Raw genomic sequence first — 12,879 nt, forward strand, 5'->3', positions numbered from 1 at the left:
CGCACACCCCAGGGCAGGTTATGAGCAGCAAGACGGTCCTCAACGACACCCACCGCGCGCTTGGCGCCAAGATGGTGGACTTCGGCGGCTGGGACATGCCGATCAACTACGGCTCGCAGATCGAGGAGCACCACCAGGTGCGCCGTGACGCCGGCATGTTCGACGTCTCGCACATGACCATCCTGGACCTGCGCGGCGACCAGGTGCGGCCCTTCCTGCGCCAGCTGGTGGCCAACTCGGTGGACAAGCTCAAGACGCCGGGCAAGGCGCTGTACGCCTGCATGCTCGATGCCAACGGCGGCGTCATCGACGACCTGATCATCTATTTCATGGCCGAGGATTTCTTCCGGCTGGTGGTCAATGCCGCCACGCGCGACAAGGACCTGGCCTGGATCACCGGCCAGGCCCAGCCCTTCGGCATCGACATCAAGGAGCGCCGCGACCTGGCCATCGTCGCCGTGCAGGGCCCGAACGCGCGCGCCAAGGTGCTGGAGCTGCTGAGCCCGGCGGCGGCGCAGGCGGCCGGCAAGCTCGGCAAGTTCGTCGCCTGCGAGGCCGACGGTCTGTTCGTCGCCCGCACCGGTTACACCGGTGAGGACGGATTCGAGGTCATGGTGCCGGAAGCGCAGGCCGTGGATTTCTGGAACCGCCTGCTGGCGGTCGGCGTCAAACCCGCCGGCCTGGGTGCGCGCGACACGCTGCGCCTGGAAGCGGGCATGGCGCTGTACGGCCAGGACATGGACGAGAACGCGACGCCCTACGAAGCCGGACTGGCCTGGACGGTGGCGCTGGACGAAGGCCGCAGCTTCACCGGCCGCGCCGCGCTCGAGGCGCAGAAGGCGGCCGGCGCCGCCCGCCAGATGATCGGCCTGGTGCTCGACGAGAAGGGCGTGCTGCGCCATGGCCAGGCGGTGTTCACCGCCGCCGGCGAAGGCGAGATCCTGTCCGGCACCTTCTCGCCGACCCTGGGCAAGGCGATCGCCCTGGCGCGCGTGCCGGCCGGCGACGTCGGCGGCGCCGCCGAGGTCGACATCCGCGGCAAGCGCCTGCCGGTGCGCGTCGTGAAGTATCCGTTCGTGCGCGACGGCGCCGCCCAACCCGGCGTGCTCGGCTGACGCCGGCGTTTGCCGGTGATGCCATCGCGCGCGCACCCCGCTAGACTATCGCCACCCCCGCTGCACCCGACCATCGAGGCCTGTCATGAGTGAGATTCCCGGCGACCTGAAGTTCCTCAAGTCCCACGAATGGGCCCGCGTCGAAGACAGCGGCCGCATCACCGTCGGCATTTCCGACCACGCCCAGGGGGCTGCTCGGCGACCTGGTCTACGTCGAGCTGCCGAACGTCGGCGACACCCTGGAGCAGGGTGGCGCCAGCGCGGTGGTCGAATCGGTGAAGGCGGCGTCCGACGTGTATTCGCCGGTGTCCGGCACCGTGGTCGAGGTCAACGCGGCCCTGGCCGACAAGCCCGAAACCATCAACGAGGACGCCTACGGCGAAGGCTGGATCTATGTCATCCAGCCGTCCGAGCCGGACCAGGTCAACGAGCTGCTTTCGCCCGACGACTACTCCCAGCTGCTCGAGGACGAAGGCCACTGAGTCCGGTCGCCAGCGCCGTTTCCGCACCGGCCGCCTTCGGGCGGCCGGTGTCGTTTCGGGCGCCGGAAAGTTCGCGGCGCCGGTTTTGCGTCGGTGGTTTCCAGGCCGCGCGCGACGCGTCCGGGGATCGCCGCCGGCGTCGGCGAGCTTCGCGAATCCGCGCATTTCCGGATTTTGCGACGCGGAAAATCCCTCCCGGGCGACTTGCCGACGGCTGCCTCGCGGAGACGATTCCGACCCCGGTCGACACCCTCGCGACAAGGTGCGCGAACCGTGCCGGTGTCGATGCGTGTTTCGCGCGGATGCGTTTTTCCCGATGTTTTTTCGATGCGAAGTTTTCCGACACGCGGTCGCGGACGATGCCGAGGCGATTCGCCGGCGATGTCGGCGGCATCCGGGCGCTCCGGCCCTTGAAGTTTTTTTTGCAAAGTTGTTGACATCAGTATTTCCCGTGATTAGCTTTCGCCCAGCAGATGTCAACTGCGGAAGCGAGTGATCAGGAACGATTCGACAACGCGAGCCACAACACCGAACTCCGCCCGGGAACTCGACACGGTGGATCAGGGCCAACATCCCTCCGCGAAATCGAAATCGACCTTCCGCAACAGCCGCCAATCCCACGCCCGGACCGGTCTCGGCCCGGGCGTTTTCATTTCCGGCGCCGCCCCGCGCCGGACCCCATCCGCCCGCCGCGCCTTGTGCGCGACGGCGGTGCGCCGCGGGAATCGTCCCGTGGCGGTGCCTTTGTGACTGGGCAGTCCAAAAGCCAACTGACGAGGAGTTGACCATGGCTATCAAAAAGAAAGCTGTTGCGAAGAAGGCGGCCAAACGGGCCGTTGCCAAGAAGATCGTGCGTAAAGCCGCGGCCAGGAAGGCCGTGAAGAAGGCCATCGTGCGCAAGGCCGTCAAGAAGAAGGTCGCCAAGAAGGCGATCAAGAAGGCCGTCGTCCGCAAGGCCGTGAAGAAGAAGGCCGTCAAGAAGGCCGTCAAGAAGGCCGCCGTCCGCAAGGCCGTGAAGAAGAAGGCCGTCAAGAAGGCCGTGAAGCGGAAGGTCGCCAAGAAGGCCGTGAAGCGGAAGGTCGCCAAGAAGGCCGTGAAGAAGGCCGCCGTCAAGAAGGCTGTCAAGAAGAAGGCCGTGAAAAAGGCTGTGAAGAAGAAGGCCGTGCGCAAGGCCGCTGCCAGGAAGCCGGCTGCGATGCCGGTGGCTCCGGTGCTGTCCTCGCTGTAAGGCGAACCCCGGAAAGCGGTACTCTGGGCTCTCTCCCCGTGTTGCCCAGGCGGGGAGGGAGACTTTCCAAAGGCACCAAGAAAAACGCCGGCCCCTGGCCGGCGTTTGTATTTGTGGTTTCCGCGCCAGCGGTTGGTGGGCCGGCCTAGCGCCGCTTGCGTCGGGGCGCCGGCCGCGCCGGCTCGGGCGCCAGCCATTCCCGGGTGGGCAGGCCCAGCGCACGGTCGATGGTGGTCGGCAGCAGGCCCGAGGGCATGGCGCTTTCGCTGTTCCAGAGGATGACCACGCCCAGGTCGCGGTCGGGCAGGAAGGCGGCCATGGCGCGGTATCCTGCACGGCGCCGCCGTGGAAAACCAAGGTGTGCCCGGCGTAGTCGTAGATGCGCCAGCCCAGACCGTAATAAGCGCTGTTGAGGCGTTCGCGGCGCCAGGGCGAACTGCGGGTTTCACCCGGTGTGGCCACCTGCGGCGTCTGGATTTCATTGAGCACGTCGGATGGCAGCACGTCCGGGCGATGGCCCATCTGGGCGATCAGCCACTGCGCCATGTCGTGGATGCTGGCGTTGACGCCGGCGGCGGGCGGGATGCGGTAGTAGGTTTCCTTCGGCCGCACCGGCACCCAGGTGCCGCCGCTGCGCACGTGCGGGCGCGCCCAGCTGGCGCTTGCCTCCAGCCCGTCGCGGCCGAAGGTGGCGCCGTACATGCCGAGCGGGTGGAACAGGCGCTTCTCGACCTGGTGCGCGTAGAAGTCGCCGGTGACCGCGAACACCAGGTCGCCGACCAGGCTGAAGGCGATGTTCTGGTAGGCGTAACACTCGCCGGGGCTGCAGGTCAGCGGCGCCTGCGAAAGTCTTTCCGCCAGCAGCGGGTAGGGCTGGTCGGCCTCGAGGTCGCGGTCGAAGGTGTTGTAGGCCAGGCCGACGCGGTGGCTGAGGATCTCGCGCACGGTGATCTTCTGCGCGCCCTGCAGGTCGCGCAGGGTGAAGGCGGGCAACTGGTTGGCGATCGGGCTGTCCCAGGACATCGCGCCCTCGTTCACCAACAGCGCGCTCAGCGTGCCGGCGAAGGCCTTGGACAGCGAGGCGACACGGAAGACGGTGTCGGTTCCGACCGGGTCGCTGCCCTTGCTGTCGACCACGCCGTAGCCGCGGATGGAGACGACCTTGCCGTCCTCGACGATCGCCATCGCCATGCCGGGGATGCGCGATTGCTTGACGACACGTTCGGCCAGGATTTCGATCTCGCGCGCCTGGGTGCTGAAATCGCCAGCGGCAGGCGGACTGGCGGCCGCGGCCAGGGCCGGGGCGAACAGGAGCAGGCACGAGAGCAGCGGGTGCAGCAGGTGTACGGTGGAGCTGGTTTTCTTGCTTCTTGGCATGACCGACGTATGCTTGCGGAACGGGCCCATTCTAGCGCGCCATCTGCGCACCTGGTCCGACCTTCAGGGGAGATCGAAACATGATGACGCTTGTTGTCCTGGTCGTGGTTGCTGCCGTCCTGCTGTTCTGGGGCGTGGGCATCTACAACGGCCTGATCACCGCCCGGAACGCCTTCAAGAACGCCTTCGCCCAGATCGACGTGCAGCTGACGCGGCGCTACGACCTGATCCCGAACCTGGTCGAGGTGGCCAAGGGCTACCTCAAGCACGAGCGCGAGACGCTGGAGGCCGTGATCCAGGCCCGTGCCGCCGCGGTAAGCGGCCAGGCGGCCGCCAAGGCCTCCCCGGGCGACGCCGCCGCCATGGCCCAGCTGGGCAGCGCCGAAACCGGCCTCGCCGGTGCGCTCTCCCGCCTGATGGTGGTCGCCGAGGCCTATCCGGACCTCAAGGCCAACCAGAACATGATGCAGCTCACCGAGGAGCTCACCTCGACCGAGAACCGCATCGCCTTCGCCCGGCAGGCCTACAACGACAGCGTGATGGCCTACAACAACAAGCGCGAGGTGTTCCCTTCGAACATCCTCGCCGGCATGTTCGGTTTCGTCGCCGCCGCATTGCTCGAGATCACCGAGCCGGCCAAGCGCGAAGCGCCCAAGGTCTCGTTCTGACCCCGCGGCCCGCCCCTTGCCGGGGCGGGCCCCTTCCGGAGCCCGGACGCGCATGAACTTCTTCGAGCGCCAGGATCAGGCCCGGCGCCAGTCCAGGCGGCTGATCCTGCTGTTCGTACTGGCGGTGGCCGCGATCGTGATCGCGGTGGACGCCGTGTTCCTGCTGGCCTTCGGTGCCTGGGCGAAGACACCACCCCCGAGGGCCTGGTCGCCGGTGTGGTCCTGGCCAGCCTGGTCAGCCTGGGCATCATCGGCGTGGCTTCGCTCTACCGAATCTCCAGCCTGCGCGCCGGCGGCGCCGCGGTGGCCCGGCAGATGGGTGGTACGCCGGTGCCCGAGGACACGCACGACTTCCACTACCGCCGCCTGCGCAACGTGGTCGAGGAGATCGCGATCGCCTCGGGCGTGCCGGTGCCGCAGATCTTCGTGCTGGAGGAGGAGGCGGGCATCAATGCGTTCGCCGCCGGTTACGCCACCAGCGACGCCGCCGTGGCGGTGACCCGCGGCGCCCTGGACAGGCTCAACCGCGACGAGCTGCAGGGCGTGATCGCGCACGAGTTCAGCCACGTGCTCAACGGCGACATGCGCCTGAACATCCGGCTGATGGGCATGCTGTTCGGCATCCTGGCCCTGGCCATCATCGGCAGGAAGGTGCTGCAGCACGGCCGTGGCAACTCCAAGGACGCGGCGCCGGTGATGCTGGCGGCGCTGGGCCTGCTGGTCATCGGCTATGTCGGCATGTTCTTCGGCCGGCTGATCAAGGCCGGGGTCAGCCGCCAGCGCGAGTTCCTGGCCGACTCCTCGGCGGTGCAGTTCACCCGCCAGACCGCCGGGCTGGCCGGCGCGCTGAAGAAGATCGGCGGCCTGCAGGAAGGCTCGAAACTGGCCAGCCGCGATACCGAGGAGGTGGCGCACATGCTGTTCGGCGACGGTGTCGGTTATTCGTCCCTGTTCGCCACGCACCCGCCGCTGCTCGCGCGCATCCAGGCGCTGGAGCCGGCGTTCAAACCGCAGGCGTTCGAAGACCTGGCCGCCCGCTGGCAGATGCATCCGCCTTCCGGGCTGGACGAAGACGCGGCCTGGGCCTGACCGGACGCGCGCCGCCGCCGTTGCCGGCCGACCTGACCGAACTGACGGTGAGCCCGCCGGGCGTGGTGGCCCAGGTGGGCGCGCCCCAGCCCGACGACTACGTGCGCGCCGGGGCCCTCGTGCATGCGATCCCCGACGTCCTGCAGCGCGCCGCCCGCGAGCGCGACGAGGCCATGCCGCTGCTGTTCGGTCTGCTGCTGGCGCCACCGGGCAAGGTGCGTGAACGCCAGCAGTTCGAGCTGACGGCGCGCCACGACGAGCGCATGGTGCGACAGGGCCTGGATTACGCCGACCGTCTGGCCGACCTGCCGCGCATGCTCTACCTGCCGCTGGCCTCGATGGCGATGCCGGCCCTGCGCCGGCGGCCCAGGCCCGAACTCGAGAAGTTCATGGACGGCTGTTTCGCACTGACCCACGCCGATGGCCGCGTGGACCTGTTCGAATACTGCCTGGGACGGTTGCTGCGCATCCAGGTGCGCGACGCCCTGGACCCGGCCGGCCACTGGAGCGCGAGCAACCGACGCCTAGCCGACGTCACGCCGCAGGCGGTGACCCTGATGGCGGTGCTGGCGCAGGCCGGGCACGAGGATCCGGCGGCGGCGATGCGCGCCTACCTGGCCAGCCTGTCCCTGGTGTTCCCGCGCCTGAACTCGCCCTACCGGCCGCCATCGGATCCACTGGCGGCGCTGGACGAAGTCTGGCCGGTGCTCGACGCGGTGGAACCGCGTGGCAAGGAATTGCTGCTCGAAGGCCTGGTGGCCGCGGTCAGCCATGACGGCCGCATCACCGTGGCCGAGGCGGAACTGCTGCGGGCGGTCTGCGCCTCGCTGCATTGCCCGCTGCCGCCGATGCTCGAGCGCTAAAAGCGGGGTCAGGTTCACTTTCCTGACCACCGGTGCGGCGCGTCCGCAAGTTGTGGATCAGGAAAGTGAACCTGACCCCATTCAGGCAGCGAGGCCGCGGATCAGGTCGGCGGCGCGTTCGGCGATCATCATGGTCGGGGCATTGGTGTTGCCGCCGATCAGCCGCGGCATCACCGAGGCGTCCACCACGCGCAGGCCGCTGACGCCACGCACCCGCAGCTGCGGATCCACGACGGCATCGGCATCGTCGGCGCGGCCGATGCGGCAGGTGCCGACCGGGTGGTAGATGGATTCGGACTTCCTGCGGATGAAGGCGGTCAGCCCCGCTTCGTCCTGCACCTTCGCGCCGGGGAATACTTCCTCGCCGCGGAATGGCGCGAACGCCGGCTGCGCCAGGATCTCGCGCGACAGGCGTACGGCTTCCAGCATCACCTTCAGGTCGTAACCTTCCGGGTCGTTGAGGTAACCGGCTTCGATGCGCGGCTTGTCGGCGGCGCTGGCGCTGGCCAGGTACAGGCGGCCGCGGCTGCGCGGACGCAGGCCGCAGGCATGCAGGGTGTAGCCGCTGCCGGGCAGGCGGTTGCGGCCGTGGTCGTCGAGCTGGGCCGGCACGAAGTGGAACTGCAGGTCGGGACGGTCGTCCTCGGCCAGCGAGCTGCGCATGAAACCGCCGGCTTCGGCGATGTTGCTGGTGCCGGGGCCGGACTTGAACAGGTAATACTGCAGGCCGACCGCGACGTCGCTGATCTGGTCGTAGCTCAGGCCCTGCACGCAGCGCTGCAGCACGCAGATGTCGAGGTGGTCCTGCAGGTTGCCGCCGACGCCGGGCAGGTCGGACACGACTTCGATGCCGTGCTGGCGCAGGTGCGGTGCCGGGCCGATGCCCGAAAGCATCAGCAGCTGCGGCGAGTTGATCGCGCCGCCGCAGAGGATGACTTCGCGCGCTGCACCTTCGCAGTAGGCGCCCTTGCCCGAGACCGAATACACCACGCCGGTGGCGCGGCCGTCCTCGAAGGTGATGCGGTTGGCGCTGGCCTTGGTGATCACCGTCAGGTTCGGGCGCTTGCGCACCGGCTTGAGATAGGCGACGGCGCTGGAGCTGCGGGCGCCGTCTTTGGTCGTGGTCTGGTACCAGCCGAAACCGTCCTGACGGGCACCGTTGAAGTCGTCGCTGGTCGAATGGCCGGCCTGCTGCGCGGCTTCGACGAAGGCTTCCGAGAGCGGGTTCCGGTGGCGCGGATCGGAGACGCCGAGCGGACCGTCGCCACCGTGGAATTCGCTTTCGCCGCGCTGGTTGCCTTCGCTGCGCTTGAAGTAGGGCAGTACGTTGTCCCAGTTCCAGCCCTCGGCGCCCATCCGGGCCCATTCGTCGTAGTCGTGGGCGTGGCCGCGGATGTAGCACATGGCGTTGATCGAGCTGGAGCCGCCCAGCACCTTGCCGCGCGGCCACCACAGCAGGCGGCCGTCGAGCTGGGGCTCGGGCGCGGTGGTGTAGTCCCAGTTCACGCCCTTCTTGCCGACCAGCTTGGACAGGCCGGCGGGCATGTGGATGAAGGGATGCCAGTCGCTGGGGCCGGCCTCGAGCAGGAGGACGCGGCAGTCCGGGTCTTCGCTCAGACGGTTGGCCAGGACGCAACCGGCGGAGCCCGCACCCACGATGATGTAGTCGTACACGCGTTCTTCTTCTTTCAGGGTCGGGCCGAGGCTAGGCCCCCGTTCTAGAGCAAACACTCGGGGCAGCGGTACAGTAATGCCAACTGGGACCGGGTTCACTAACTGGCCCGGTTTCCTTGGCCGGGCTGGCAGGGTGGGGCGGGGTTGGCTATCGTGCCGGCACTCCACAGGGATCCCGGATGACCCAGGGCAAGGACACCGCCGGCCGCTTCGACCACCTGCGCGGCGCGTTGCGGGAGTTCCCGCCGCTGATCTGGTCCTTCCTCTATTTCTTCTTCCTGCTGACCGGGTATTACGTGTTGCGGCCGGTGCGGGATGCGATGGGTGCGTCCGGCGACGTCGAAGCGGTGTTCCCGTCGGCGTTGGTGGAGTGGGCGAACAGCCGCGGCTGGGCGCTGGGTGACCTGACCCTGCAGTTGCTGTTCACCGGCACCTTCATCGCCATGGTGCTGCTGCAGCCCGCCTACGGCGCCCTGGTCAGCCGGTTTCCGCGCCGGGTGTTCCTGCCGGTGCTGTACGCGATCTTCATTGCCTGCCTGTTCGGGTTCTACTTCATCTTCGACCAGGAGATTCCGGGCCGGGGTGCGGCATTTTTCATCTGGGTCGCGGTCTTCAACCTCTTCGCCGTGTCGGTGTTCTGGTCGTTCATGGCCGACATCTACACCGACATCGAGGCGCGCCGGCTTTACGGTTTCATCGCCGCGGGCGGCACCGCCGGCGGCTTCCTGGGGCCGCTGATCACGCGGGCCCTGGTGCACCAGATCGGCGTGCCGAACCTGCTGCTGGTGTCGGCCAGCCTGTTGGCCCTGTGTGTTCTGCATCCTCCGGCTGGGGCGCTGGGCGCGTCTGCGCGAACAGTCGCGCGGCGTCACCGGGGCTGAACAGGCGATGGGAGGCAGCGTGCTGGCTGGCTTGCGCCTGCTGCGCGACGAGCCGCTGCTGCGGGCGATGGCGGTGCTGATGTTCTTCGGCGTCGGCGTCGGCACCCTGCTGTACAACGAGCAGGCGGCCATCGCGCGGCTGTATTACCCGGGCGACGAAGCGCGCACCGCCTACTACGCCAACATCGACCTGGCCATCAACCTGATCACGATCCTGGTGCAGGTGTTCCTGACGCGTCCGCTGCTGGTGCGGTATGGGGTGGGTCCGGTGTTGCTGATTCCCGCGGGCGCGATCCTGCTGGGCTTTGCCGCGCTGACCGCCTCGCCGCTGCCGATGCTGGTCGCGGTCGTGCAGATCGTGACCCGGGCGGGTGAATTTTCGCTGGCCAAGCCGGCCCGCGAGACCATCTACACGCGGGTCGACCGGGAAATCCGCTACAAGGCCAAGGCCGTCATCGACACGGCGGTCTATCGCGGTGGTGATCTCTTCTTCGTCTGGTCGCACAAGTTCCTGGCGGCGTTCGGGTCGGCGACGGTGTTCGCCGCCGGGCTGGCAGTCGCCGGCGGCATGACCTTCGGCGCCTGGCGCCTGATCCGCGAGCAGGAAAAGCTGCCAGCCGATCCGCGCTGAGCCCCGGCCTTCGCGCCAGCCGAACAAAACCGGTGGCCTGCGGCGTTACCCTGAGCACCTGTCCTCCGGGGAATCCGCCACATGAAAGTCAAAGCCGCCGTCGCGCTGGAAGCGGGCAAGCCGCTCAGCATTGAAACCGTCGACCTGGAAGGCCCGCGCTTCGGCGAGGTGCTGGTCGAGATCAAGGCCACCGGCGTCTGCCACACGGACGAGTTCACGCTGTCGGGCGCCGATCCCGAGGGGATGTTCCCGGCGATCCTGGGCCATGAGGGCGCCGGCATCGTGGTGGATGTCGGGCCGGGCGTGACCACGCTCAAGAAGGGCGACCACGTCATCCCGCTTTACACGCCCGAATGCCGGCAGTGCGAGTACTGCCTCAACCCCAAGACCAACCTCTGCCAGGCGATCCGCTCGACCCAGGGCCAGGGCCTGATGCCCGACGGCAGCAGCCGCTTCTCGCTCGATGGCCGGCCGGTGCTGCACTACATGGGCACGTCCACTTTCGCGAACTACACCGTGGTGCCGGAGATCGCACTGGCGAAGATCCGCGAGGATGCACCCTTCGACAAGGTCTGCTACATCGGCTGCGGCGTCACCACCGGCATCGGCGCGGTGATCTATACCGCCAAGGTGGAAGTGGGGTCGAAGGCCGTGGTGTTCGGCCTGGGTGGCATCGGCCTGAACGTGATCCAGGGTCTGCGCCTGGCCGGTGCCGACATGATCGTCGGCGTCGATCTCAACCCGGGTCGCGAGGCGATGGCGCGCAAGTTCGGCATGACGCATTTCGTCAACCCGTCCGAGGTCGAGGGCGACCTGGTGCCGTACCTGGTCTCGCTGACCAGGGGTGGCGCCGACTACACCTTTGAATGCATCGGCAACGTCAAAGTGATGCGCCAGGCGCTTGAGTGTGCGCACAAGGGCTGGGGCACCAGCGTGATCATCGGCGTGGCGCCGGCCGGGGCGGAGATCAGCACCCGGCCGTTCCAGCTGGTGACCGGCCGGAACTGGCGCGGCAGCGCCTTCGGCGGCGCCCGCGGCCGCACCGACGTGCCGAAGATCGTGGACTGGTACATGGAGGGAAAGATCGACATCGATTCGCTGATCACCCACACCATGCCGCTGGAGAAGATCAACGACGCCTTCGACCTGATGCATCGCGGCGAATCGATCCGCAGCGTGGTGGTGTACTGATGTCCATCGAACTGACCAGCGAACACGGCTGCTTCGGCGGCGTACAGGGCTATTACCGGATGGACTCGGCGGCCTGCGGCGGGACGATGCGCTTCGCGGTGTACCAGCCGCCGCAGGCGCGCGAGCGGCGGGTGCCGGTGCTGTACTTCCTGGCCGGCCTGACCTGCAATGAGGAAACGGCGTCGGTGAAGGCCGGCGCGCAGCGGGTCGCCGCCGAGCTGGGCCTGATGCTGGTGATGCCCGACACCAGCCCGCGGGACACCGGGTTCGAAGGCGCGACCGGCGACTGGGAGTTCGGCGAGGCGGCGGGCTTCTATCTCGACGCGACGCAGGCGCCGTGGTCATCGCGCTTCCGGATGGAAACCCACGTGATGCATGAGCTGCCGGCCGTGATCGCCGATCATTTTCCGGCCGATCCGTCGCGCACCGGCATCACGGGACATTCCATGGGCGGACACGGCGCGCTGACGCTGGCGCTGCGCCATCCGGATCGTTACCGGAGCCTGTCGGCCTTCGCGCCGATCGTCGCACCAAGCAAAGTGCCCTGGGGCGAAAAAGCCTTCTCGCGCTACCTGGGTGACCATCGCCGGGTCTGGGCCGAACACGACGCCTGCGAGCTGGTGCGTCGGCGTGCGTTCGCTGGTCCGATCCTGATCGACCAGGGGCTGGACGACAAATTCCTCGCGACCCAGTTGCAGCCGGAACGTTTCGAGGCCGCCTGCGCCGAAGCCGGCCAGGCGCTGACCTTGCGCCGGCATGCCGGCTACGATCACGGCTACTATTTCATCGCCAGTTTCATCGAGGACCACCTGCGGCACCACGCTGCGCAGCTGGCCTGACCGGGGAAGACCATGTCCGTGCTTGCGATCCTGCTGACCGCCTTCGTCGCCCTGCTGCACCTGGGCTTCCTTATGGTGCTGGAGATGTTCTTCTGGACCAGGCCGCTGGGCCGCAAGGTGTTCCGTCTCGACCCGCAGGTGGCACGGGATTCGGCCAGGCTGGCGATGAACCAGGGCCTCTACAACGGCTTCCTTGCCGCCGGCCTGGCCTGGGGCCTGTGGCTGGGCGACAAGGGCATCTGCCTGTTCTTCCTGGGCTGCGTGGTGGTGGCGGGGCTGTTCGGCGCCGCGACGGTGAAGCGTTCGATCCTGTACGTGCAGGCGCTGCCGGCGATCGCCGCAGCGGCGGCGGTGCACTACTTCTGAGCGCTCACTTCTTCGGGCTGAGCCACATCGTGATCACCGCGTTGAACACGCGCTCGCCCGCCGGATCGAACACATCCACGTTCACCGGCAGGTCATAACCCGCGGCGGCGCTGACGATCGGCACCACCGGCGTGGCGACGCCGCGCTGGGTGCCGACCGCCTTCTTCAGGTACTGCACCGTCATGCCCTTGGGGATCCAGCGCATGTCCCGGGGCAGCGAGGCGTCGGTCATCACGCCCGCAGCCAGTTCGGCCAGGTTGCAGAGCGCGATCGCATGCACGGTGCCGATGTGGTTGTGCACGCTGCGGCGGTCCGGGATGGTCGCTTCGCAGCGGCCGGTCTCCAGTACCTGGAACGTCGGCTTCACCGTGCCGAAGTAGGGCGCCTTGAAACACACGGCGCGGCTGAACAGCCAGCGGCCACCCGGGTAGCGCAGGAACTTGCGGTACATCCGCAGCAGGGGCGTGTCGGACAT

The 12,879-nt window shown here is 68.0% G+C and carries 10 protein-coding genes and 2 pseudogenes; 9 read left to right on the forward strand and 3 right to left on the reverse strand.

Features of this window, described 5'->3' with window-relative positions; all coding sequences use genetic code 11:
- Window positions 1-20: 20 nt before the first annotated feature.
- Complete coding sequence (gcvT, locus tag FRZ33_RS06620) at window positions 21-1,115, forward strand: glycine cleavage system aminomethyltransferase GcvT (RefSeq protein WP_146908582.1); 1,095 nt, start codon at window positions 21-23, stop codon at window positions 1,113-1,115.
- A gap of 85 nt (window positions 1,116-1,200) precedes the next feature.
- Window positions 1,201-1,597 (forward strand): annotated as a pseudogene (gene gcvH, locus FRZ33_RS06625) (glycine cleavage system protein GcvH).
- A gap of 649 nt (window positions 1,598-2,246) precedes the next feature.
- Here the strand turns inward: gcvH and FRZ33_RS16105 are convergent.
- Window positions 2,247-4,232, reverse strand: coding sequence for a serine hydrolase domain-containing protein (locus tag FRZ33_RS16105; protein WP_227978193.1), 1,986 nt, complete (start codon window positions 4,230-4,232; stop codon window positions 2,247-2,249).
- Between the two features lie 53 nt (window positions 4,233-4,285).
- On the opposite strand from FRZ33_RS16105, the gene FRZ33_RS06640 reads away from it, so the two are divergent.
- From FRZ33_RS06640 to FRZ33_RS16115, 3 genes are all read left to right on the forward strand, one after another.
- Window positions 4,286-4,870, forward strand: coding sequence for a LemA family protein (locus FRZ33_RS06640; protein WP_146908584.1), 585 nt, complete (start codon window positions 4,286-4,288; stop codon window positions 4,868-4,870).
- Between the two features lie 216 nt (window positions 4,871-5,086).
- The gene (locus FRZ33_RS16110) at window positions 5,087-5,959 is read left to right on the forward strand and encodes a M48 family metallopeptidase (RefSeq protein ID WP_227978195.1); all 873 of its coding nucleotides are present in this window, start codon (window positions 5,087-5,089) and stop codon (window positions 5,957-5,959) included.
- A 47-nt stretch (window positions 5,960-6,006) separates the two neighbouring features.
- Window positions 6,007-6,822 carry a hypothetical protein gene (locus FRZ33_RS16115; RefSeq protein WP_158637133.1) on the forward strand — a complete coding sequence of 272 codons (816 nt, stop codon included), beginning with the start codon at window positions 6,007-6,009 and terminating at the stop codon, window positions 6,820-6,822.
- 81 nt (window positions 6,823-6,903) lie between these two features.
- Here the strand turns inward: FRZ33_RS16115 and FRZ33_RS06655 are convergent, their stop codons facing one another.
- Window positions 6,904-8,496, reverse strand: a complete 1,593-nt coding sequence (locus FRZ33_RS06655) for a GMC family oxidoreductase (protein ID WP_146908588.1) — start codon at window positions 8,494-8,496, stop codon at window positions 6,904-6,906.
- A gap of 179 nt (window positions 8,497-8,675) precedes the next feature.
- On the opposite strand from FRZ33_RS06655, the pseudogene FRZ33_RS06660 reads away from it, so the two are divergent.
- The 4 genes and pseudogenes from FRZ33_RS06660 (at window position 8,676) to FRZ33_RS06675 (ending at window position 12,404) form a co-directional block, all read left to right on the forward strand.
- A pseudogene (locus tag FRZ33_RS06660) lies at window positions 8,676-10,008 on the forward strand (NTP/NDP exchange transporter).
- 81 nt (window positions 10,009-10,089) lie between these two features.
- A complete protein-coding gene (locus tag FRZ33_RS06665) occupies window positions 10,090-11,199 on the forward strand; it encodes an S-(hydroxymethyl)glutathione dehydrogenase/class III alcohol dehydrogenase (protein ID WP_146908589.1) in 1,110 nt (369 codons plus the stop codon).
- Window positions 11,199-12,038 (forward strand): S-formylglutathione hydrolase, encoded by an 840-nt coding sequence (fghA, locus tag FRZ33_RS06670; RefSeq protein WP_322619022.1) that lies wholly within the window; start codon window positions 11,199-11,201, stop codon window positions 12,036-12,038. Before FRZ33_RS06665 ends, fghA begins: the two co-directional genes overlap by 1 nt.
- 12 nt (window positions 12,039-12,050) lie before the next feature.
- Window positions 12,051-12,404 carry a DUF1304 domain-containing protein gene (locus FRZ33_RS06675; RefSeq protein ID WP_227978197.1) on the forward strand — a complete coding sequence of 118 codons (354 nt, stop codon included), beginning with the start codon at window positions 12,051-12,053 and terminating at the stop codon, window positions 12,402-12,404.
- Window positions 12,405-12,408: 4 nt separating this feature from the next.
- Here the strand turns inward: FRZ33_RS06675 and FRZ33_RS06680 are convergent, their stop codons facing one another.
- Window positions 12,409-12,879: a hotdog fold domain-containing protein gene (locus FRZ33_RS06680; protein ID WP_146908591.1), complete on the reverse strand. Its 471-nt coding sequence runs from the start codon at window positions 12,877-12,879 to the stop codon at window positions 12,409-12,411.

The sequence above is a fragment of the Arenimonas daejeonensis genome (assembly GCF_007993735.1).
Classification (GTDB): domain Bacteria; phylum Pseudomonadota; class Gammaproteobacteria; order Xanthomonadales; family Xanthomonadaceae; genus Arenimonas; species Arenimonas daejeonensis.

What these genes read in the sequence shown, in the direction of transcription:
- gcvT (WP_146908582.1), top strand. Translation starts at nt 21, where the DNA reads ATGAGCAGCAAGACGGTCCTCAACGACACCCACCGCGCGCTTGGCGCC.
- FRZ33_RS06675 (WP_227978197.1), top strand. Translation starts at nt 12,051, where the DNA reads ATGTCCGTGCTTGCGATCCTGCTGACCGCCTTCGTCGCCCTGCTGCAC.
- FRZ33_RS06665 (WP_146908589.1), top strand. Translation starts at nt 10,090, where the DNA reads ATGAAAGTCAAAGCCGCCGTCGCGCTGGAAGCGGGCAAGCCGCTCAGC.
- fghA (WP_322619022.1), top strand. Translation starts at nt 11,199, where the DNA reads ATGTCCATCGAACTGACCAGCGAACACGGCTGCTTCGGCGGCGTACAG.
- FRZ33_RS06680 (WP_146908591.1), bottom strand. Translation starts at nt 12,879, where the DNA reads ATGTCCGACACGCCCCTGCTGCGGATGTACCGCAAGTTCCTGCGCTAC.
- FRZ33_RS06640 (WP_146908584.1), top strand. Translation starts at nt 4,286, where the DNA reads ATGACGCTTGTTGTCCTGGTCGTGGTTGCTGCCGTCCTGCTGTTCTGG.
- FRZ33_RS16105 (WP_227978193.1), bottom strand. Translation starts at nt 4,232, where the DNA reads ATGGGCCCGTTCCGCAAGCATACGTCGGTCATGCCAAGAAGCAAGAAA.